Raw genomic sequence first — 22,976 nt, 5'->3', positions numbered from 1 at the left:
CAATGGCACGAATGAAATTTCTATGTGACACCAAGCGCTGTATCGAGTGTAACGGCTGTGTTACTGCATGTAAGAACGAAAACGACGATGCGCTTGAATGGGGCATTCAACGTCGTCGCGTGGTAACACTAAACGACGGTGAAGCTGGTGAAAACTCTATCTCTGTTGCTTGTATGCACTGTACCGATGCACCTTGTATGGCAGTTTGTCCAGCAGACTGTTTCGAACATACCGAAGACGGCATCGTTCTTCACAATAAAGATCTGTGTATCGGTTGTGGTTACTGTTTGTTTGCTTGTCCGTTTGGCGCACCTCAATTTCCTAAACAAGAAGCGTTTGGTGAACGTGGCAAAATGGATAAATGTACTTTCTGCGCGGGCGGCCCAGAAACAGAGCCTGGCTCTGAGGAAGAACGTCAAAAATACGGTGCGAACCGTATCGCAGAAGGCAAGTTACCGATGTGTGCATCGCTTTGTTCAACCAAAGCGCTGCTTGCGGGTGACGCAGAGAAAGTCTCTGACATTTTCCGTCAACGTGTGGTAGAACGCGGCGCGAAAAACGCAGGTTGGACAGACGGAAACGATCTTTCTTACGATGCGACGAAAAGCTAAGTAAGGAGAGGCACATGTTAAACACGCTTAAACGTGCATCTCTAGCAATGCTGTCAATGATGACGGCATTGCTGCTGACTTTCGCAATGCCTGCTTCAGGAGAGGAACAATCTTCTAAAGTTATTCAACAGGAGATCACGCAACTCGCCGGGGCAGACTATTGGCGCGAAGTCAGAGAGGGGCAAGAAGGCTACACCACGTCCCAATCGCCAGAACATGGCGTATTGATCAGTAAACCTGGTGAGACTTGGTACATTCTAAAAGAGAAATGGATGTCTCCTGCTGGTGCTGTCGCGATTTTCGGCAGTATCGCGATGGTTATCATGGCTTACGTATTCGTTGGTCCTTTGATGCTTAGCAAGCCGCGTACTGGTAAAAAGATGAAGCGTTGGTCTCGTTTAGACCGCGCGCTTCACTGGAGTATGGCGTTTACATTCTTAACGCTGGCATTCAGTGGTTTGATGCTGGTTTACGGTAAGCACTTCTTAAAACCGTACGTTCCTACTGAGTTCTGGGGCTTTATCGTCATGTTGGCGAAGCAGTACCACAATTACATGGGACCATTGTTCTTCATTTTACTGATGCTCGTGCTCTTTAAATGGTGGCGCAAGTCGATTCCAAACATGACAGATGTTCGTTGGTTTATGAAAATGGGCGGCATGGTTGGTAAACACAAAGGCACACATCCGTCAGCTGGTTTCTCAAACGGTGGTGAGAAGGCAATCTATTGGTTGTTAATCTTCTTTGGTGCTATCGCGGCAGTGAGTGGCTTAGTTCTGGACTTTCCTATCTTTGGCCAAACTCGCCGCGACATGGAGCTTTCTAACTTAATTCATGCGATTTCGGCGCTGATTCTAATCTGTGGCTTTATCTTCCACATCTATATTGGTCTATTCGGTATGGAAGGTGCGCTAGAAGGCATGGTGACAGGTGAAGTTGATGAAACATGGGCGAAAGAGCATCACGATCTTTGGTATGAGGAAGTGAAGTCCAAAGAAGCGATGGGTGAAACAGATACGGCACAAACGGAAGTAAAAGGAGCGAAAGCGAATGAACAAACCTCATAACGGGATTTGGGTTGCGTACATCCTGAGCTGTCTGACCCCGTTTACGTTTCTGATCTCAGGCGTTATCGCAATTATCTATGCGGGTTACCGATTAGATAAGGGAGAAGACAGCGACGTAGTGATTTCTCATTACTACGGTTTAATTCGCACCTTCTTTCTCTACCTGACGTTTTTTGTTGTGTTGATCGTCACCGTCGCGACTTCTAACGGTGTACTCGTTGGCGTGAGTGATTATTGGTTGCATAGTACTTTGCTTGAAACCATCGCTTACTTTATTCCTTGGGTAGGGATGGTGTTTGCTGCATTAGCCATCTTGGTGTGGTTTATGCGAATGTTTCAAGGGATGCAGCAACTGCTCAATAACCAACCACACAGACCATCGACAGGTCCAAACCTTTAATCAGTATTCTTTAAGCAAAACCGCCGTAATAGGCGGTTTTTTTGTTGCTGTTTTGTCTCAAATATGAAGCGTTGAGTCGCAGTGGTGATACTTGATGCAACTTATTGAGTGAATTTACGTAACTGGGCAGAAAATCATAGTTAAGTAAGAAACATGTAAAAAAATCGCGTCACGATGAGACATTAGTCTCACTCACGCTATTGTTCATTTACTCAGGATTCATCGTCCCGTTAAAGTACGCTGCGCTCAGAAATTCAAAGAGTTGCATACGTGAAAATTGCCATCAATACATTCAGTCTACGCATACAGAGGAATCTCTATCGGAGGATGTTTGATTAAGGCATCTTGCTCTCACAAATAAAAAGAGCGAAACGAGCATTAAATGATGCGGCAAGGTAAGAAAAGGACAAACACGTTACGGCTATGATCCCTCAATTCGTCATTCCTATCACGAATCGCTTTGGCGAAAGTTATCACTTCTCTGGTCAGTTACTTACTAGCGGCGAACCTAAAACATTCGTGACCAAACAAGAGGCAATAGAGTTTCTTGAGAGCTTTGGTGAGCTTGACCTTCGCTATGTCGAGGATTTGTTCTATGCGATTGGTCAATTCAAGCCAAACATACCTGACGGTGAGCTTACTTCCCAACACTATAATTCAACGTTTGCCAATGCTTTGGTGAACGGTGACTTGCATGTCGCTCGAATTGTACCTACCGGCGAAAACTACGCACTCTCGTCGGCGGTTACGCCTCCACCGACTCAAAATACCGTCAATGCAAAACCATCGAAGGGAAAGGGGAAGTCGAATAAAAAGAGTGGCAGAAGTGCCGCATCCGCCAAGCCTCAGCAACAAAGCAGCGAAAAACATGAGAAAGCCGGTGATCCTGTATCACTTGTGACGGGTGAAGAAATTCTCGAACTCTATGATATCGAGCTACAACAAGGTACTACTTGGCAGCGTACTTACCGCTCTTCGCAGTCGGATGTAAATCATGGAATGGGCTTTGGTTGGCGACATGCATTTCAGTTTGAATTACGCGAAAAGACGAACGAGAAAGACAATGTTATCGCTTGGGAGTTTGTTGACGATAAGGCCGATATCACAGAATTTGAGCCAGTAGATATTGGAGCAACAAGTTATCAAATATACGCTGGTGCGAGCTGTTATTTCCTGAGCTCAACAACTCGGATTGTAACGCTCGCTAATGGGCATCAATATCGGTTTGAGCAAAAAGATGATCGCTGGCTTGTTAAACAAGTTAGAAATGGCACGTTTTCAACGTTTCAATTGCAGTATTCTCGAAACCATCGATTGATCGAGATCGCATATAACAAGCGTCCGGTTCTTGAATGTCAATATGATAAGCAAGGACGCCTTGTAGAACTGCTTAATGCAAAGTCCCAAAAAGTTCTGACAACTTATACCTATGATGAGCACGATGATTTGGTCAGTGCAACTAATCATTTAGGCTTAAAGGAACAGTATCAATACCGCGGCCATTTAATTGTTAAGCGTGTACGACCAACTGGCTTTACTCATTATTTTGAATGGGATGGCGAAGGTGCTAACGCGAAATGCATCAGGAACGTTGGGGACGCAGGAATTTATGACTATCGCTTCCATTATCAGGGAAATCACTCTTCTTATTCTGACTCGTTAGATCATCAATGGTCTTTCTTGCATGACGAGCAGGGTAACTTACTCGAGAAAATAAGCCCCACAGGTAAAACTTGGCGATGGCAATATGATGAATTAGGAAGAAAAGCACAAGCTATCTATCCTGATCAGTCAACGGTCAATTATCAATATAATCAGCATGGTCAATTGGTTTCTAAGTTTCATTCCTCTGGCAAAGAAATTCAATATGGCTATGACGGCTTAGGTAAGTTAGTTAAAACGGTTTCGCCAGATGGGGATATCGAGAAGGCTTACTACAATAGCCTCGGTCAAAGAGTTTGGGATACCGACCAGTTTGGCTGTGTCACGGAATATGATTACGATAAACACGGGCAAGTCGTCAAAAAAGAGTCTGAAGATGGTAAGAAAAGTCAATGGTGGTGGGATGAACAACAAAGACTTATCGCGAATGAAATAGACGGTACATTACTTCGTTACAGCTACAATGAAGAAGATTTAGTGAATGGCGTTGCTTATCCCGATGGGTGTATTGCTCAACTCGCTTATGATCAATTTGGCAGGCGTACATCAGTTCGTTATTTTAACGACGAAGACAAAGTCGGTTATAGCGAAGAATATTCTTACGATGAGCACAGTCGTGTTGCTCAGATTCGGACGCCAGCAGGCATTACCTCGTATCAATGGGGAGCACTCGCGCAACAAGAAGCAGTCATCTTTCCCGATGGCAGCCATATTTCTTACGAATACGATCAACAACGTAACCTGACTAAATTAGTTCGGAGTGACGGCTTAGAGTTCGAATTCCTGTATGACGATGAAGGCCAGCTATCAGGAACTATTGGGTTTGATAATCTACAAAGCCAATTTGATTATGATCATATGGGGCGGCTCCATCGTAAGCAAGTCGCCGATAGAACGGTGCTGTATCGCTATGACGCTGCGGGTTATCTCATGCACGTCAAAGCAGGAAATGGTAGCAGTATTGTAGAGAACCACTTCAATTATACGCTTGGTGGGCGACTTACTTTAGCATCCAATCGCCATCAAACATTGCAATACCAATACTCTTCATTTGGGCATTTAACAAAGCGCATTCAAGGCCAGTTTGAGATAGCGCAGGAGTTTAACAGAGTTGGCCAACGCGTATCTCAGGTACTGCCAGATAATACGGAACTGAACTTCTCTTACGATCGATATGGGCGTTTTTCAGCGATTCGGTTTGGAAACCTAGATTTACCTCAAATCAAATTTCATTACGATGAAATGGGACGAGTTTCCCAAATTGAAACGGCATATTTTAATGAGCGCATCATTTATGATGGTGTTGGTCGTTTGGTTGAACAGCATTGGCCAGATAGAGAGAAAAAGTACGTTTACAACGCACAAAACCGTATTTCATCAATCATTGATAATACGGCAGGAGCAACGCACTATCAGTACGATACCTTAGGGCAACTTAAACGAGTCAATGCTTCCGGAGATGTGACTAAATTTGAATACGATAGTTTTGGCAATCCTACTTTGCCAACTTCAGATGTATTCGCTGATCGTATTGAAGTACACGATGATGTACGGTTCAAATATGACGCGCAAGGAAACCAGACAAAACGTGAGGGGCAAGGACACGTTCAGACTCGCGTATTTGATGCGTTAAATCAGCTCATTGAAGTTCACACCGACGATGGTATCAGTCAATATGAATATGATGCATTAGGGCGCAGAACGAAAAAAATTACACAAAAAGGCGTTAAGGAGTTCCTGTGGGAAGGTGAACGTTTAATTGGTGAACGCTCTTCAGGTGCTTTCCGTTGGTACCTATATCAACCCGAAACTTACACGCCAGTGGCACTGCTAGAAAATGACGTTATTTATTGGTACCAGTGCGATCAAGTTGGTAAACCAGAGCGACTAATCGATTGCGAAGGGAATGTTGTATGGAGTGCCAGCTACGATGCTAACGGCTTTGCTCATGTACATATTGAAAAAGTAGTAAATCCATTGCGTTTTCAAGGACAGTATTTCGATCAAGAAACCAACTTACACTACAACCTCGCTCGGTATTACGACCCTAAGCTAGGACGTTTTATCCAACAAGACCCGATATCTATTGCTGGTGGCATTAACCATTACCAATATGCAGTCAATCCTATCCAGTGGATTGACCCAACAGGTTTCCTTTGTGAAGAAGGGCTAAAACGCTTACAGCAAATGCTGACTGAGTATCAGGCGCAAAGCGATGTTCCCCAAGAGGTTTGCGATCAGATTTTAGAAGCAGCAAAAGAGTCATCTGTCGGAGAAGGTGGCGTTCGCTCGCAAGTCAAAATCCGAAAACCCAATGGTAAAAACAATATTCGATATGAATACGATTTAGACCATATTGATTGCGAGAAGAACGAGATTACTTTTTATCGCCACATTAATCATTCTGACGGAAGCAAACATGAAGTGCAGTACGTAGTCGGGATAGAAGAGTTTGTTAATGCTCACGTGTTTGATTCAGAGAAGGTCGGTGGCGATAAGACCTGCACCATCTTCACCGAGGACCTAGTGCTGAATAAAGCGGATTACAAGGATAACTCAGAATTCGAATTCAATAATAAGGATGAGGATGAGAAATACAAACTTTCTGAAGAATGCAAACAAAAGGTTGATAAGTGTTTAGCAGAACGTCAAAAGGCAATGGATGCGCGTAGCGGCGAAGAAGGGCATAACGCCCAAATTGCTAAAATTAACCAGCAGTCAGCAAAAATTGGTGAGTTGGTCGCGGATGACTTTGTTCGGAATATACGCCCTAATGCTAAGTTGATCCATCCCAAAGACCTTGCAACTTCGGGATCGAAACCAGGTGATTTCGATATGGTGTACCTCTCAGATGATCCTGAAGAAATCATCATCGTCGAGGCTAAGGGTGGCAGCAGCCCGCTCGGCAGTCGTAAAATTGGAAATATGGCATATCAGCAAGGGACAACTGAATATACAGCAGCAATTATTGGTGAGATGTCTAAGCAAGAACAAGGTACAACGGAAAAGATTGCTGCAAATCACATCAAATCCGCTATCAAAGATGATATTCCGATTCGTTATATTCATACACAAGCAGAAATATCTTCAGATGGTAAAGTCTCGAAAATTAAAGCGAAAGAATTTGATATAGACATGGGAGAATTTGGAAATGTTTGATGCCAAGGAATTAAAAAAGATTGAGCGATTGGCTCATATTAGTCTAACTCAAGCGGCAATAGATGCTTACAGAGAAGAAGTAAAAGAGAACTTAGATAAACGAAAAAGGCGCATTGCGATAAAAAGAGAAAACTTGGTTTATTTGAGTGATGATGTGTCTGAGCAAATTCGCCTGTATACATGGCTACCTCCATTAAATGATGATGAGAGAACCGGCACACTATGTCTATATGAAGCATCATTAATGCGTGCATTTTATCATCAGCTCGCCATGAGACCTGACGAGCCTCAAAGTATTCAATTACCTGGATACCCGGAAGTAACCTGGAAAGGTGAAGGTATTTTAAAAACGGGGTGTTTACACCCTAACCGATGGCTTGATGCTTATTTCACTTCGGTGATCGTGCGTGACAGGCCAAGTATGGACGTATTGGCGAGCTTTCCGATTTCTCTGATGAAACAAAGTTCTACGAAGGCTGGTGAGCTTTCTTACATGCTGGTGGATGTGATTCAGTCATTCCACAACCGCACATCGGATTACCCCGATAAGCTAGTCGCAGCAATGGACGCTGCAGTTGCTCAGGGTGATGACTGGGCATTAGAAATCGCCATGGGCATTTTAGAAACCTTTGCCGCCCTGACAACCGATATTGATTATGACTTTGAAGAGGTACTCATTAAGAACCTGCAGTTCCAGGAGCAATATCAAATGCGCTTGGATGCTCCTAAAAAATTGATTTCAATCGAAACCTTCATCTCTTTCCCTCTGCTTGGCATGGCTTGTATGTGGTACGACAAAGGTAACTGTTTATCTGTTGAAACCGGTTGGCTTCCTCCTTATCTCGTTGAAGGGCGTTGGCTAGAAGATGTAAAAGTAGGGAAGATCACACGATAAATTATCATTTATATAGAAATTCAGTATATAAGCCACCTTTCACGAGGTGGCTTATATGTTTACCGATATTCAATCAACCCCATCCAGTGGATTGACCCAACAGGTTTTCTTTGTGAAGAAGGGCTAAAACGCTTGCAGAAAATGCTGGCTGAGTATCTGGCGCAAATAACGTTCCCCAAAAGCTAAAAATCATATCCGATATGAATACGATTTAGACCATATCGATTGCGAGAGAAACGAGATTACTTTTTATCGTCATATTAATCATTCAGATGGCACCAGACACGAAGTGCAGTATGTTGTTGGGATTGAGGAGTTTGTCAATGCGCATGTTTTTGACTCTGAGAAAGTTGGTGGGGAGAAAGGTTGCACGATCTTCACTGAAGATCTTGTGCTGAATAAAGCAGAGTATAAAGAAAACTTAGAACTCAATATGAGTGATTATGAGCTAACAGAAAAAAACAAAGCAAAAATTGATGAATGCTTGAAAGAGCGTCAAGAGGCAATGGACGCTCGAACTGGCGAAGAGGGATATAACGCTCAAATTGGCAATATTAACCAACAGTCTGCAAAAATTGGTGAGTTAGCCGCGGATGACTTTGTCCGGAGTAAACGTCCTAATGCTAAGCTGCTTCATCCCAAAGATATTGGAACCTCAATTTCGAAGCCGGGCGACTTTGATATGGTTTACGAGATGGAAGAGCCACCACCAGGTGAAATTATCATTGTTGAGGCCAAAGGGGGGAGCAGTCCTTTGGGTAGTAGAAAAATTGGAAATATGGCATATCAGCAAGGGACAACGGAATACACTGCAGAAATCACCAACCTAATGTCTGAAAAAAAGGAAGGGACGACTGAAAAAATAACAGCAAGAAAAATTCAACATGCAGCTTCGTTCGGTATACCTATTCGATATATACATACTCAAGCAAACATCCCTGAAGGTGGGAATGTCTCAGATGTAAAAGTAGAAGTGTCAGAATTTAAAATTGATTCCAAAGGACTAAGTTAAAATGCAAAGTAAAGTTGTAGAACGCAAAGCAAACCCTGAGTTGAGTGAAAGTGGAGTTTCTTCTGAGAAAGAATTTATCAATAAGATACTAGATCAGCGAAAAGAGGGTCTTAAAATCAGGCGGGAAAACCTGGTCAGTCTTGGTGATTTCGCCATTGACCAGGTTCGCTGGTATACCTGGTTTCAAACCTCGCATGAAGACGAACAAATTTGTACATTACGTCTTTACGAAACTTCTCTAATGGGCGCTTGTTATCATCGACTTGCTAGGAATCCCAATGGTGAATTAACTATAAAGATTCTCGACTATCCTGAAGTAAAGTGGGACGGGGAAGGTATTTTAAAAACGGGGTGCATAAATCCTAATAGATGGATTGATATGTATTTCATATCGACAGTTGTGCGTGACAGGCTAAGTTTAGACGTATTGGCGAACTTTCCGATTTCTTTGATGAGACAGAGCTCTACCAAAGCGGGTGAGCTGTCTTATATGCTAGTAGACGTCATTCAGTCGTTCCACAATCGCACATCGGATTATCCTGATAAGCTGGTTGCAGCAATGGACGCAGCGGTAGCTCAAGGGGATAACTGGGCGTTGGAAATTGCGATGGGGGTCCTAGAAACCTTCGCAGCGCTCACTACTAATATTGGTTATGATTTTGAGGAAGTGCTCGTTAAAAACCTACATTTCCAAGAGAAATACCAAATGAGGCTCGATAAGCCAGAGGACTTGATTTCTATAGAAACTTTCATATCTTTCCCTCTTCTTGGCATGGCCTGTATGTGGTACGACAAAGGCAACCGTTTGTCAGTTGAAACTGGTTGGCTTCCAGCTTATCTCGTCGAAGGACGTTGGCTAGAAGATGTAAAAGCAGGGAAGATCATTCGATAAACTCCTTTAGCAAATCAATATACAAGCCATCTCTCATGGGGTGGCTTTTACGTTTGAGGTGGGGAGCTTGTTGTTTGTTGAACGCTCCATCATTGGTGGCATTACCAATATGCAGTCCACCATATCCAGTGGATTGACCCAACAGGTTTGGGGCAGCCAATACTGGCATAGTATAAAAAAGTCTGAACTCAATACGAGTGATTATGAGCTAACAGAAAGAAACAAAGCAAAAATTGATGAATGCTTGAAAGAGCGTCAAGAGGCAATGGACGCTCGAGCTAGCAAAGAGGGATATCACGCTCAAATTGGTAATATTAACCAGCAGTCTGCAAAAATTGGTGAGTTGGTCGCGGATGACTTTATTCGGAATATACGCCCTAATGCTAAGTTGAGCCATCCCAAAGACCTTGCAACTTAGGGATCGAAACCAGGTGATTTCAATATGGTGTACCTCTCAGATGATACTGAAGAAATCATCATCGTCGAGGCTAAGGGTGGCAGCAGGCCGCTCGGCAGTCGTAAAATTGGCAATGAAGCATATTAGCAAGGGACAAGCAAATATGCGGCGGAAATCGTTAAATTAATGTCTGAACAAAAAGCTGGTACAACAGAAATTGATGCTTCAGATGGCGTATCTAAAGTGAATGTAAAAGAGTTTGATATTAGCCTCGAAGAATTAGGTTAAGGGAAGTAAAGTTAGTATGAAAAAGATAAATAGAAAAGCAGCCTACGAGTTGAATACTGAGGAACTTAATTACTATACAAAACAAATAGAAAAAAACTTAGAGAAAAGAAAACATCGTATCACAATAAAGCGCGAAAACTTGATATATCTAACAGACGGGGTTTGGGAGCAAGTTAGGTTATATACTTTGTTTCCAGTGTCTGAACTAAATGACCGAATAGGAACGCTGCGTCTATTTGAAGCCTCGATAATGCAAGCTAGCTATCATCGACTAGCTCAAAAACCTGAAAGCCCTTTGACGGTTAAGGTACCTGATCATCCTGAAATAACTTGGAAAGGCGAAGGTATTTTAAAAACAGGTTTCATTTGTCCTTCAATGTGGCTAGATGCGTATTTTACCTCTGTCATCGTTCGTGATAAACCCAGCATGGATGTATTGGCGAACTTTCCGATTTCTTTGATGAGACAGAGCTCAACCAAAGCGGGTGAGCTGTCTTATATGCTAGTAGACGTCATTCAGTCGTTCCACAATCGCACATCGGATTATCCTGATAAGCTGGTTGCAGCAATGGACGCAGCGGTAGCTCAAGGGGATAACTGGGCGTCGGAAATTGCGATGGGGATCCTAGAGACCTTCGCAGCGCTCACTACTAACATTGGTTATGACTTTGAGGAAGTGCTAGTCAAAAACCTACAATTCCAAGAAAAATATCATCTTCGAGAATTAGGACCAGATAGGACAGGCATCCGCACTTTTATTAACTTCCCTCTGCTTGGCATGGCTTGTATGTGGTACGACAAAGGCAACCGTTTATCTGTCGAAACTGGTTGGCTTCCTCCACATCTCGTCGAAGGGTGTTGGTTAGAAGAAGTAAAAGCAGGGAAGATCACACGATAAAACCCTTTAGTTAGCAATTCAGTATAATAACGTTCAAATCGCCAAGATTAATCAGCAATCTGCAAAAATTGGTGAGTTAGCCGCGGATGACTTTGTTCGGAGTAAACGTCCTAATGCTGAGCTGCTTCATCCCAAAGATATTGGAACCTCAATTTCGAAGCCGGGCGATTTTGATATGGTTTACGAGGTGGAAGAGCCGCCACCAGGTGAAATTATAATTGTTGAGGCCAAAGGGGGGTAGCTGCCCTATGGGCAGCCGTAAGATTGGAAACGAAGCGTATCAGCAAGGGTCTAGCAAATATGCTGAAGAAATCACTAAGCTAATGTCTGAAAACGAAGATGAAACGACAGAAAAAATAGCTGCGAAAAAAATCAGAGATGCATCAGATATAAAACTAGGAATAGCTGAGTTTAAAATTGATTAAGAAGGGTTAGTTCAACAATGCAAGGTAAAAAGCCAGCCAAAATTATAGAGCGTACAGCAAGGCCCAGGTTAGATGATAATAGCATTGCTTCTGAGAAAGATTATATCAATCGAATCTTAGATAAAAGAAAAGAAGGGCTCAAAATTAGGCGAGAGAACTTGATTAGCTTTGGAGATTATGCATTCGAGCAAGTGCGCTGGTTTACGTGGTATCAAGCTTCATGTGAAGACGAAAAAATTTGTACATTACGCCTTTATGAAACTTCGTTGATGAGTGCTTGTTATCATAGCCTTGCAATGCATCCCAATGATAAATTAACCATAAAGATCCTCGACTATCCTGAAGTAACATGGAAAGGCGAAGGTATTTTAAAAACAGGTTTCATTTGTCCTTCAATGTGGCTAGATGCGTATTTTACCTCTGTCATCGTTCGTGATAAACCCAGCATGGATGTATTGGCGAACTTTCCGATTTCTTTGATGAGACAGAGCTCAACCAAAGCGGGTGAGCTGTCTTATATGCTAATAGACGTCATTCAGTCGTTCCACAATCGCACATCGGATTATCCTGATAAGCTGGTTGCAGCAATGGACGCAGCGGTAGCTCAAGGGGATAACTGGGCGTCGGAAATTGCGATGGGGATCCTAGAGACCTTCGCAGCGCTCACTACTAACATTGGTTATGACTTTGAGGAAGTGCTAGTCAAAAACCTACAATTCCAAGAAAAATATCATCTTCGAGAATTAGGACCAGATAGGACAGGCATCCGCACTTTTATTAACTTCCCTCTGCTTGGCATGGCTTGTATGTGGTACGACAAAGGCAACCGTTTATCTGTCGAAACTGGTTGGCTTCCTCCATATCTCGTCGAAGGGTGTTGGTTAGAGGATGTAAAAGCCGGAAATATAATTCGCTAAGATTCAAAGGGAGCTAGGTCATCATTTCTGACGTTTTGTTGCGTTACACTTGGCATTATGTGTCCTTTTTAAAGATACCTAAGCCCTTTTACTCGAATAGCTTGAAGCCCTCAGACGTAGTAGTAGAAGTAGTAGAGTTTAAAATTGATTCAAAAGGATTAAGTCAAAATGCAAAGTAAAGAATCGATCAAGATTGTAGAGCGCAAAGCAAATCCTGAACTTGACACACAAGCCATTGTGAGTAAAAAAAATTTTATAAACCGGGTTTTAGATAACAGAAAAGAAGGTCTTAAGGTCAGGCGAGAAAACTTGGTTAGTCTTGGTGATTTTGCCATCGACCAGGCTCGCTGGTATACCTGGTTTCAAACTACGCATGAAGACGAACAAATTTGTACATTACGTCTTTACGAAACTTCTTTAATGGGAGCCTGTTATCATCAACTTGCTATGAATCCCAATGAAGAATTAAGTATCCAGATACTCGGCTATCCAGAAGTGACATGGGATGGTGAAGGTATTTTTAAAACAGGCTTGATTTGTCCTTCAATGTGGCTTGATGCTTATTTTACTTCGGTGATTGTGCGTGATAAACCTAGCATGGATGTATTGGCGAACTTTCCGGTTTCTTTGATGAGACAGAGCTCTACCAAAGCGGGTGAGCTGTCTTATATGCTAGTAGATGTCATTCAGTCGTTCCATAACCGCACGTCGGACTACCCTGATAAACTGGTGGCCGCGATGGACGCGGCAGTTTCTCAGGGTGATGATTGGGCATTAGAAATCGCCATGGGTATTTTGGAAACTTTTGCGGCCCTGACAACTGACATCGGTTATGACTTTGAAGAAGTACTCATTAAGAACCTACAGTTCCAAGAGCAATACCAAATGAGGCTCGATAAGCCAGAGGGCTTAATTTCTATAGAAACCTTCATATCTTTCCCTCTGCTTGGTATGGCATGTATGTGGTATGACAAAGGCAACCGTCTATCTATTGAAACCAGTTGGCTTCCTCCTTATCTCGTCGAAGGACATTGGTTAGAAGATGTAAAAGCAGGGAAGATCACTCGATAAATCCTTTAGTTAGCAATTCAGTAAATAATCCACCTTTCACGAGGTGGATTATATGTTTACCGATATTCAATCAACTCCATCTAGTGGATTGACTCAACAGGTTTCCTCTGTGAAAAACGCTTACAGCAAATGTTGGCAGAGTATCAGGCACAAAATAACTTTCCCCCAAGAGGTTTGCGATCAGATTTTAGAGGCAGCAAAAGAGTCATCCGTCGGAGAAGATGGCGTTCTCTCGCAAGTCAAAATCCGAAAGCCAAAAGGTAAAAAACATATCAGAAGCTCTAGTCAAAATTCCAGTCAATGAATTAATAAAACTAACGGTATCTCGCCCTTTTTGGGGGCATTAAGCGTTGGATGGGAGCCTACGAGCGATTTTTACCCAGCAGTCGGTGAAGGTGGAGTTAATCAATTTCTAGGAGAAACTAAAAGTTGGGACGATAGCTAGGTTATCCCATTACAAAGTTGAGGATAAAATGAATTTTGAAGATGATCTTGTGACTATACTCATAAATTTCAGAGATAACATTATTAATGATATGGCTCTTAAAAAGTGGGTTACTAATAATGAGTGCGATTTAAAAGCCTTGCTAGGAAAGTCAGGGCTTACTTTGAAAATAAATAATGGTGATAGAAAGGCAGTTACGTCTGTAATTGCTCAATATAGTGGCTCGGAAAAAACTTATTTTATATAAGGAGGGCCCCTTCAAAGGCTTGACCGACGTTGAGTGCTGTGAAACAGCAATTGCTATGGCAGTTTCTAATGGAATTCTAAAAAAGTGCCTCAACCTCATTGGTTTCAGCCGTCCACTAAAGAGATCGGGGCCGCCGAGTTTTACGAATCTATAGGCAGTAAATCTGTTTGGAATCTGGTAATCCCAGAGCGAGCATCTAGAGGGTACTGGAAAAAATAGGTTAGATCTCTATTTTTGGCGTTCATGTTTCGTGACACATGGCATTTTATGGCTAAGACTCAACGGTATGTCACTTAACTAGGAGTTGTCCCCTAAAAAATAATGGCGTGTTTTCTTACAACCAGGAGACTACGGTATGGCCTACCTTGTAGAAGAACCCAAAACCCAGGGAAATTATTCTCGTAGACGTTAAGAGGTATTAGCCCACTAGACAGCCGTAAGGTTGGAAATATGGCATATCAGCAAGGGACAACTGAATATGCAACTGCAATTACTGATCTAATGGCTCAAAAGGACAAAGATACAACCGAATAGAAAGCGGCCAGAAGTATAAAAAGCATTGAGAAAAAAAACTCCTGTTAGATATATTCACACCGCAGCGGCTATTTCTGATGCTGGAGAGGTTTCTTCAGTTAATGTAAAAGAATTTAACGTAGAATTAGGACTGGATTAAATGTCTGATAATAAAAAGAAAGTTAGCATGAGGAGAAAGGCGGAACCTCAATTGACACCAAATGATGTCGCTGACTACCAAATGTATATCAATGAAGATTTAGATGAGCGCAAAGAGCTAATAGCAATCCGCAGGGAGAACTTAGTCGCTCTTAGCGACGACGTTTCAGAACAAGTGAGGTGGTATAGTTGCTTTCCATCTTCAATAGAAACTGAACAAATCGGAACGCTTTGCCTTTATGAGGCATCATTGATGCGTGCTTTTTACCATCAACTTGCCATTAAACCAAATGAACCTCAAAGCGTTAAATTACCTGATTATCCAGAAGTGACATGGAAAGGCGAAGGTATTTTGAAAACTGGATGTTTACACCCTAATCGATGGTTAGATGCTTATTTTACTTCGGTGATTGTGCGTGACAAAGCTAGCATGGACGTATTGGCAAACTTTCCTATTTCTTTGATGAGACAGAGTTCTACCAAAGCGGGCGAGTTATCTTATATGCTAGTAGACGTCATTCAGTCGTTCCACAACCGCACATCGGACTACCCAGATAAGCTGGTTGCAGCAATGGACGCGGCGGTAGCTCAAGGGGATAACTGGGCGTTGGAAATTGCGATGGGGATCCTAGAAACCTTCGCAGCGCTCACTACTAATATTGGTTATGATTTTGAGGAAGTGCTCGTTAAAAACCTACAGTTCCAAGAGAAATATCATCTTCGAGAATTGGGACCAGATAGGATAGGCATCAGAACTTTTATCAACTTCCCTCTGCTTGGCATGGCATGTATGTGGTACGACAAAGGCAACCGTCTATCTATTGAAACCGGTTGGCTTCCACCCTATCTTGTTGAAGGACGTTGGCTAGAAGATGTAAAAGCAGGGAAGATCACTAGATAAATTCTCTTTACTTATAAGCCATCTTTTACGAGGTGGCTTATAAGTTTATGGTGAGGGGTTCGTTGTTACGCGATTACAAAAGAGGCAGCGAAGCGTTTTACTTCAAAGCAGTTGTTCAAAATGATTAAATCAGGAAGACTTCTCGACGGATTTAATCATTCACCATAAGACCTCTTTTATTTCGGAAAGGGGATAACTCGTTCAATAACTTCAGGGTAATGAATTCCAAGCCTCATCAGAAGTACAATAAGCGATTGCACTGGTACGATGAAGGCAAAATATATATCAAAAATAGAGTTTTAAATATGAGAAGCTTAGACGTAATGCTCGATCAATTCACCGAAAAAGAAGGGTTTGAGTGCTTTGGAGAGTTGAATGACGTATCAATTCATGAAATGGAAAATCAGCTAGGATTATCCTTTCCGGAGCCATATAAAGTTTTTCTAAGAAAATATGGTTACGTTGAGTGGTTTGGTCATACGATTTATGGATACTCTGAAGATGAGGACTATCTTACAGTTGAGCGCACTCTTGAACTTCGCGAGGATGAGATACCGAGTGATTTTGAGAAAATACCACAAAACGGTTGCGTATTAGAGCGCTATGCCGGAGGTGGCTACTACTTTTTATTTTCAAATGAATCAGAAAGATCGGGGCAAGTAGCCCTTTTCATAGATGAATTGTTTGGTAAAGAAGCCCAATCATGGACAACATTTGAGGCATTTTTGGAATATATGCTCAGCCTTTGAACTGTTGTTACATAGAGCCTCAATTTCGAAGCCAGGCGACTTTGATATGATTTACGAGGCACCAACTGAAATTACATACACAAGCAGAAATACCCTCTAGCGGTAAGGTTTCCAAGTTCAAAGCAAAAGAGTTTGATATAGATATAGGAGAGTTCAGAAGTGGTTGATAGCTCAGAGGTAAAAAAGGTTGAACGAGTAGCTCATGTTGAACTAAGTGATTTTGAAAGAGAAGCTTATCGAGAAGAAATAAAAGAGAGTTTAGACAAAAGGAAAAGGCGCATATCTATAAAAAGAGAAAACTTGGTTTACTTGAGCGATGGTATTTCTTATCAGCTCCGTCTGTATACATGGTTACCTCCATTAGACGATGATGAGAGAATCGGCACGCTATGTCTATATGAATCATCATTGATGCGTGCTTTTTACCATCAACTTGCCATCAAGCCAAGCGAGCCTCAAAGCATTAAATTACCTGATTATCCAGAAGTAACATGGAAAGGCGAAGGTATTTTAAAAACAGGCTTCATTTGCCCCTCAATGTGGCTAGATGCGTATTTTACCTCTGTCATCGTTCGTGACAAAGCTAGCATGGATGTGTTAGCGAACTTTTCGATTTCTTTGATGAGACAGAGCTCTACCAAAGCGGGTGAGCTGTCTTATATGCTAGTAGACGTCATTCAGTCGTTCCACAACCGCACATCGGATTATCCTAATAAGCTGGTTGCAGCAATGGACGCAGCGGTAGCTCAAGGGGATAATTGGGCGTTGGAAATTGCGATGGGGATCCTAGAAACCTTCGCAGCGCTCACTACTAATATTGGTTATGATTTTGAGGAAGTGCTCGTTAAAAACCTACAGTTCCAAGAGAAATATCATCTTAGAGAATTAGGGCCAGATAGAATAGGGCTCCGCACGTTCATTAATTTCCCTCTGCTTGGCATGGCTTGCATGTGGTACGACAGAGGCAACCGTCTATCTGTTGAAACCGGTTGGCTTCCACCCTATCTTGTTGAAGGACGTTGGCTAGAAGATGTAAAAGCAGGGAAGATCACTCAATAACACCCTTTAGTTAGCAATTCAGTCTATAAGCCATCTTTCTCTTGAAATGGCTTTATATTTATGGTGGGGAGTTTGTTGTTTGCCGAACGACCAATCATTCGTGGCATTATCAGAAAACCCAAAGTTAAAAATCATATTCGATATGAATACGATTTAGACCATATTGATTGCGAGAAGAACGAAGTTACTTTTCATCGTTATATCAATCATTCAGATGGTAGTAAACGCAAAGTTCAATATGTTGTAGGTATAGAGGAAATTGTCCAAATCATCCCCTTAAATAAAACTCAAAGGAGGGGAGTGTTGCGAATTATTATGGCGGTTCTTTAAGAAGAGGTTGTGGGCTCAAGTTAAATAACGAAATAGTTGGCGGGTTACCTGAAAACCATGCTGGAAATCACCAAATTAGTATCAATATTGCTCAGGAATATCCGGTCATGCATAGAGCTACCGAACTTGATTACAACATTAACAGAGGTGCAAATGGGATTGCACTTCCAACTAATATTAAAACATCTGTCGAAATAGGCCTTCCCTGACACGTGGGTAGACATCTAAGTGCAAGGCACCAAGGTTCTCAGGTGCTTTAGTTCGACGAGAAATGAGAGCGTTGTAAACTAAGTATGGTCGTGGTTTGATCGATGATATGATTTTTGTAGATGAAATTGGAAAAACAGAAAGTAACATTAGGAATGCTCTGGAAAAGAATGAAGCTCGATCGCAATTGGATGATCCGCAATGGAAAAGTAGGAAGTAGTAATGACACTTAAAATTTGGACCAACAAGGTAGATAGAGACTCCGATTTTACTCAAGGCAAAGTAACGCAGTCTAGTGTATTAATAGGATTGAATCTGACGGGAGGCGTTGCCCTAGGAGACAAATGGCCAAAAGTTACTATTGATGTCATATCAGATGACAAGCCTGCGGATAGTTTTCTTAGTGGTCCTTTATTAATCGTGAGTCGACGGTTATCTGATTTAATTTCTAAGCACACACAAACGAGTGAAGTTGAATTCCTACCGATTGAGGTTAATTACCAAGGTAAAAGTTTTGGTGAATACTATTTTTTAAATGTTCTTGCGATTTGCGATTTACTGGATAGAAATCATTCAATATTTAGTGAGTTTGATGGAGAGGTTGATTCAATTGATCGAGTTGTCCTTAAGAAAGATATTGAAATGCAGAAAACTATATTTCAACTGGATGCTATCGAGTGGTTATTATGTGTCGATGAAAAACTGGCTGAATTAATCGAGAACAAAGATTTTTCAGGAGTGGTATTTAAGTCAGAAAGTGAATGGCGTCCTTTTTAGAGCTCCTCGGGTATTTTTTTAGCCATCTCTTACGAGGTGGCTTTTATATTTATGATTGGGAGCTTGTTAGTTGAACTGTCAATAGTGGCATTACCAATATGCAGTCAATCCTATCCAGTGGATTGACCCAACAGGCTTCTTGTGTGAAGAAGGGCTAAAACGCTTGGGTCAAATGTAGGCAGAGTATCAGGCGCAAAGCGATGTCCCCCAAGAGGTTTGCGATCAGATTTTAGAGGCAGCAAAAGAATCATCCGTCGGAGAAGATGGCGTTCGCTCGCAAGTCAAAATCCGAAAACCCAAAGGTAAAAATCATATTCGATATGAATACGATTTAGACCATATTGATTGCGAAAGAAACGAGATTACTTTTTATCGTCATATCAATCATTCAGATGGCAGCCGACACGAAGTGCAGTATGTTGTTGGGATTGAGGAGTTTGTCAATGCGCATGTTTTTGACTCAGAGAAAGTTGGCGGGGAAGAAGGTTGCACGATCTTTACTGAAGATCTTGTGCTAAATAAAGCAGAGTATAAAGAAAACTCTGAACTCAATACGAGTGATTATGAGCTAACAGAAAGAAACAAAGCAAAAATTGATGAATGCTTGAAAGAGCGTCAAGAGGCAATGGACGCTCGATCTGGCGAAGAGGGATATAACGCTCAAATTGGTAATATTAACCAACAGTCTGCAAAAATAGGTGAGTTGGCCGCGGATGACTTTGTCCGGAGTAAACGTCCTAATGCTAAGCTGCTTCATCCCAAAGATATTGGAACCTCAATTTCGAAGCCGGGCGATTTTGATATGGTTTACGAGGTGGAAGAGCCGCCACCAGGTGAAATTATAATTGTTGAGGCCAAAGGGGGGAGCAGCCCGCTGGGCAGCCGCAAGATTGGAAATATGGCATATCAGCAAGGGACAACGGAATACACTGCAGAAATCACCAGGCTAATGTCGAAAAATAAAGAAGGAACGACTGAAAAAATAGCAGCAAGAAAAATTCAACATGCAGCTTCGTTCGGCATACCTATTCGATATATACATACTCAAACAAGCATCCCTGAAAGTGGAAATGCCTCAGACGTAATAGTAGATGCGGCAGAGTTTAAAATTGATTCCAAAGGACTAATTTAAAATGCAAAGTAAAGTTGTAGAACGCAAAGCAAATCCTGAGTTGAGTGAAAGTGGAGTTTCTTCTGAGAAAGAATTCATCAATAAGATATTAGATCAGCGCAAAGAAGGTCTTAAAATCAGGCGAGAAAACTTGGTTAGTTTTGGTGATTTTGCCATTGACCAGGTTCGCTGGTATACATGGTTTCAAACTTCACATGAAGACGAACAAATTTGTACATTACGTCTTTACGAAACTTCATTGATGGGTGCTTGTTATCATAGACTTGCTATGAATCCCAATGATGAACTAACTATAAAGATTCTCGACTATCCTGAAGTAAAGTGGGACGGGGAGGGTATTTTAAAAACGGGGTGCATAAATCCTAATAGATGGATTGATATGTATTTCATATCGACAATTGTGCGTGACAGGCCAAGTTTAGACGCATTGGCGAACTTTCCAACTTCTTTGATGAGACAGAGCTCTACCAAAGCGGGTGAGCTGTCTTATATGTTAGTAGACGTAATTCAGTCGTTCCATCAACGTACAGCAGACTACCCTGATAAACTGGTGGCCGCGATGGACGCGGCAGTTGCTCAGGGTGATGATTGGGCGTTAGAAATCGCCATGGGTATTTTGGAAACTTTTGCTGCCCTGACAACTGACATCGGTTATGACTTTGAAGAGGTACTCATTAAGAACCTACAGTTCCAAGAGCAATACCAAATGAGGCTCGATAAGCCAGAGGACTTGATTTCTATAGAAACTTTCATATCTTTCCCTCTTCTTGGCATGGCCTGTATGTGGTACGACAAAGGCAACCGTTTATCAGTTGAAACTGGTTGGCTTCCTCCTTATCTCGTCGAGGGGCGTTGGCTAGAAGAAGTAAAAGCAGGGAAGATCACTCGATAAACTCCTTTAGTTAGCCATTCAGTATAAAAGCCACCTCTCATGAGGTGGCTTTTATGTTTATGGTGGGGAGTTTGCTGCTTGTTGAGCTGTATGGTGCGCATTATGTTGGTGCACTAAAACCACATTGGTGCATTTATTAGCGTGTTAAGCACCATTTCAAGAATGCATAATTTTATTAAAGTTCATACAAAACAATAAATTAAAGTGTAAGTGTTAGAAATGTAAATTATGGAATGAGAATTGCTCTGTTAGACGCTCTATAAACTAAGTTCACCAAATTGGTGATGAGCCTAACTTTGATGCACAGGATAAGTGCGCTACAGATCAACGGAGACAATCATAATGAGTGTAACTGCCAATCAGGTACACGGCGCTGTACAAACTCTCACGCAAAGTTCCGACACACTTTTCTTACTACTTGGCGCAATCATGGTCTTTTTGATGCATGCTGGTTTTGCTTTTCTTGAAGTAGGAACCGTGCGCCAAAAGAACCAAGTTAATGCTTTAGTTAAAATCTTGGCCGATTTCGGTATTTCCGCCATTGCGTATTTTTTCATTGGATACTGGGTCGCTTATGGCGGCACCTTCTTTGCTGATGCAGAGACATTATCTCAAGGCAATGGTTACGAGTTGGTGAAGTTCTTTTTCTTGCTGACCTTCGCTGCAGCGATTCCTGCTATTGTTTCTGGTGGTATCGCAGAGCGAGCTCGTTTTTATCCGATTCTTATCGCAACATTTTTCACTGTCGGCATCGTATACCCGTTATTTGAGGGAATGATCTGGAACGGAAACTTTGGTGTTCAAGCTTGGTTTGAAAATACCTTTGGTTATGACTTCCACGATTTTGCAGGTTCAGTCGTTGTACATGGTGTTGGCGGCTGGATAGCGCTGGTTGCCGTTGTGTTTTTGGGCATGAGAAAAGGCAGAGTTCGAGCAGGAAAGCATACCAACTTTGCACCTTCGAATATTCCGTTTTTGGCTTTGGGAGCTTGGATCTTATGTGTGGGGTGGTTTGGCTTCAACGTCATGTCAGCTCAAACTGTGTCAGGCATAAGTGGCTTGGTGGCTATGAACTCATTGATGGCAATGGTCGGGGGCATTGTCGCGTCACTGTTGGCTGGTAAGAATGACCCTGGCTTTATTCATAACGGCCCACTAGCTGGCTTGGTTGCTGTATGTGCGGGCTCAGACTTAATGCATCCTATCGGTGCTTTAGTAACAGGTGCGATTGCTGGCGTGCTATTTGTTTATCTTTTTACCCACCTACAAAACAAAACCAAGATTGATGATGTGCTAGGTGTCTGGCCTTTACACGGTGTATGTGGCGCTTGGGGTGGTATTGCCGCTGGGATTTTTGGTCAAAGCGCATTGGGTGGGCTAGGTGGCGTGAGCATTATCGTTCAGCTTCTAGGAACGCTTTTGGGCCTTTCCATCGCTGTGCTTGGGGCACTTGCAGTCTACGGCGCGATTAATACCAGTATGGGACTAAGGCTTTCAGAAGAAGACGAATTCAATGGCGCTGACCTAGCCATTCATAAAATATCTTCGACCAACGAGGATTGAGGCCAATATGGGAGCGGCATAAAGCCGCTCTTTTAGCAATTGCCTTTCTTGGCTTGGCCAGGAGGACAGAAATTACCATTACCTCGATGGTCATCATCATTGGTGCTGACTCTTACCTTTACATCATCGACTTCGCCTTCAACATTGGTAAGTTGACAGCCTGCCAAAGTCATAAGCAATATAAACGCTAGAGATACTTGTCTCATTGCTGTTCCTCTTAAATTGTAATTCTAATAGTGACCATTACGACTATGGTCTAATCCATATTACTACTGTTGCTATTCTTTCAGTGTTAAGCTAATGAAAAA

The 22,976-nt window shown here is 42.2% G+C and carries 18 protein-coding genes and 5 pseudogenes; 22 read left to right on the top strand and 1 reads right to left on the bottom strand.

Going from position 1 to position 22,976, the window contains the following annotated elements:
* Positions 1 to 2 precede the first annotated feature (2 nt).
* The 22 genes and pseudogenes from fdh3B (at position 3) to J4N40_RS08710 (ending at position 22,668) form a co-directional block, all read left to right on the top strand.
* On the top strand, positions 3 to 611 hold the full coding sequence (gene fdh3B / locus J4N40_RS08815) for a formate dehydrogenase FDH3 subunit beta (RefSeq protein ID WP_005377536.1): 609 nt from the start codon (positions 3 to 5) through the stop codon (positions 609 to 611).
* Positions 612 to 625: 14 nt separating this feature from the next.
* Positions 626 to 1,678 (top strand): formate dehydrogenase subunit gamma, encoded by a 1,053-nt coding sequence (locus J4N40_RS08810; protein ID WP_115385978.1) that lies wholly within the window; start codon positions 626 to 628, stop codon positions 1,676 to 1,678.
* On the top strand, positions 1,662 to 2,078 hold the full coding sequence (locus tag J4N40_RS08805) for a membrane protein (RefSeq protein ID WP_005377532.1): 417 nt from the start codon (positions 1,662 to 1,664) through the stop codon (positions 2,076 to 2,078). Before J4N40_RS08810 ends, J4N40_RS08805 begins: the two co-directional genes overlap by 17 nt.
* 423 nt (positions 2,079 to 2,501) lie before the next feature.
* Positions 2,502 to 6,899 carry an RHS repeat-associated core domain-containing protein gene (locus J4N40_RS08800; protein WP_115385979.1) on the top strand — a complete coding sequence of 1,466 codons (4,398 nt, stop codon included), beginning with the start codon at positions 2,502 to 2,504 and terminating at the stop codon, positions 6,897 to 6,899.
* Positions 6,892 to 7,794: an immunity 49 family protein gene (locus J4N40_RS08795; RefSeq protein ID WP_053350543.1), complete on the top strand. Its 903-nt coding sequence runs from the start codon at positions 6,892 to 6,894 to the stop codon at positions 7,792 to 7,794. The genes J4N40_RS08800 and J4N40_RS08795 overlap by 8 nt, the downstream gene beginning before the upstream one ends.
* A 66-nt stretch (positions 7,795 to 7,860) precedes the next feature.
* Positions 7,861 to 8,806 (top strand): annotated as a pseudogene (locus tag J4N40_RS08790) (RHS repeat-associated core domain-containing protein); the annotation flags it as partial.
* Between the two features lies 1 nt (position 8,807).
* Positions 8,808 to 9,698: an immunity 49 family protein gene (locus J4N40_RS08785; protein ID WP_115385982.1), complete on the top strand. Its 891-nt coding sequence runs from the start codon at positions 8,808 to 8,810 to the stop codon at positions 9,696 to 9,698.
* A gap of 175 nt (positions 9,699 to 9,873) precedes the next feature.
* Positions 9,874 to 10,332: pseudogene (locus tag J4N40_RS08780) on the top strand (RHS repeat-associated core domain-containing protein); the annotation flags it as partial.
* 67 nt (positions 10,333 to 10,399) lie between these two features.
* Positions 10,400 to 11,281, top strand: coding sequence for an immunity 49 family protein (locus tag J4N40_RS08775; protein ID WP_115385983.1), 882 nt, complete (start codon positions 10,400 to 10,402; stop codon positions 11,279 to 11,281).
* 28 nt (positions 11,282 to 11,309) lie between these two features.
* Positions 11,310 to 11,706: pseudogene (locus J4N40_RS24655) on the top strand (hypothetical protein); the annotation flags it as partial.
* A 17-nt stretch (positions 11,707 to 11,723) separates the two neighbouring features.
* Positions 11,724 to 12,623, top strand: a complete 900-nt coding sequence (locus tag J4N40_RS08765; RefSeq protein ID WP_115385984.1) for an immunity 49 family protein — start codon at positions 11,724 to 11,726, stop codon at positions 12,621 to 12,623.
* A gap of 168 nt (positions 12,624 to 12,791) precedes the next feature.
* The gene (locus J4N40_RS08760; RefSeq protein ID WP_250654188.1) at positions 12,792 to 13,694 is read left to right on the top strand and encodes an immunity 49 family protein; all 903 of its coding nucleotides are present in this window, start codon (positions 12,792 to 12,794) and stop codon (positions 13,692 to 13,694) included.
* A gap of 63 nt (positions 13,695 to 13,757) precedes the next feature.
* Positions 13,758 to 13,971 (top strand): annotated as a pseudogene (locus tag J4N40_RS08755) (hypothetical protein); the annotation flags it as partial.
* Between the two features lie 196 nt (positions 13,972 to 14,167).
* The gene (locus J4N40_RS08750) at positions 14,168 to 14,386 is read left to right on the top strand and encodes a hypothetical protein (RefSeq protein WP_033905291.1); all 219 of its coding nucleotides are present in this window, start codon (positions 14,168 to 14,170) and stop codon (positions 14,384 to 14,386) included.
* Between the two features lie 673 nt (positions 14,387 to 15,059).
* Entirely contained in the window at positions 15,060 to 15,959 is a 900-nt protein-coding gene (locus tag J4N40_RS08745; protein WP_064353923.1) for an immunity 49 family protein, read from the top strand.
* Between the two features lie 305 nt (positions 15,960 to 16,264).
* Positions 16,265 to 16,708 carry an SMI1/KNR4 family protein gene (locus J4N40_RS08740; RefSeq protein ID WP_169644514.1) on the top strand — a complete coding sequence of 148 codons (444 nt, stop codon included), beginning with the start codon at positions 16,265 to 16,267 and terminating at the stop codon, positions 16,706 to 16,708.
* 159 nt (positions 16,709 to 16,867) lie between these two features.
* On the top strand, positions 16,868 to 17,767 hold the full coding sequence (locus J4N40_RS08735; RefSeq protein ID WP_064353925.1) for an immunity 49 family protein: 900 nt from the start codon (positions 16,868 to 16,870) through the stop codon (positions 17,765 to 17,767).
* A gap of 72 nt (positions 17,768 to 17,839) precedes the next feature.
* On the top strand, positions 17,840 to 18,097 hold the full coding sequence (locus tag J4N40_RS08730; RefSeq protein WP_128740512.1) for a hypothetical protein: 258 nt from the start codon (positions 17,840 to 17,842) through the stop codon (positions 18,095 to 18,097).
* 429 nt (positions 18,098 to 18,526) lie between these two features.
* Positions 18,527 to 19,081, top strand: coding sequence for an imm11 family protein (locus tag J4N40_RS08725; RefSeq protein WP_033905294.1), 555 nt, complete (start codon positions 18,527 to 18,529; stop codon positions 19,079 to 19,081).
* 88 nt (positions 19,082 to 19,169) lie between these two features.
* A pseudogene (locus tag J4N40_RS08720) lies at positions 19,170 to 20,213 on the top strand (RHS repeat-associated core domain-containing protein); the annotation flags it as partial.
* A gap of 1 nt (position 20,214) precedes the next feature.
* Positions 20,215 to 21,105, top strand: coding sequence for an immunity 49 family protein (locus J4N40_RS08715; protein WP_025766647.1), 891 nt, complete (start codon positions 20,215 to 20,217; stop codon positions 21,103 to 21,105).
* Positions 21,106 to 21,447: 342 nt separating this feature from the next.
* The gene (locus J4N40_RS08710; protein WP_115385988.1) at positions 21,448 to 22,668 is read left to right on the top strand and encodes an ammonium transporter; all 1,221 of its coding nucleotides are present in this window, start codon (positions 21,448 to 21,450) and stop codon (positions 22,666 to 22,668) included.
* A gap of 32 nt (positions 22,669 to 22,700) precedes the next feature.
* Here J4N40_RS08710 and J4N40_RS08705 read toward each other — a convergent pair whose 3' ends face one another.
* Positions 22,701 to 22,874: a hypothetical protein gene (locus tag J4N40_RS08705; protein ID WP_165401620.1), complete on the bottom strand. Its 174-nt coding sequence runs from the start codon at positions 22,872 to 22,874 to the stop codon at positions 22,701 to 22,703.
* Positions 22,875 to 22,976: the final 102 nt, after the last annotated feature.

The sequence above is a fragment of the Vibrio sp. SCSIO 43097 genome, assembly GCF_023650755.1.
Taxonomy (GTDB): domain Bacteria; phylum Pseudomonadota; class Gammaproteobacteria; order Enterobacterales; family Vibrionaceae; genus Vibrio; species Vibrio alginolyticus.
Note: the sequence above shows the minus strand (reverse complement) of the source record. Positions and strands in the feature narration are given on the sequence as shown.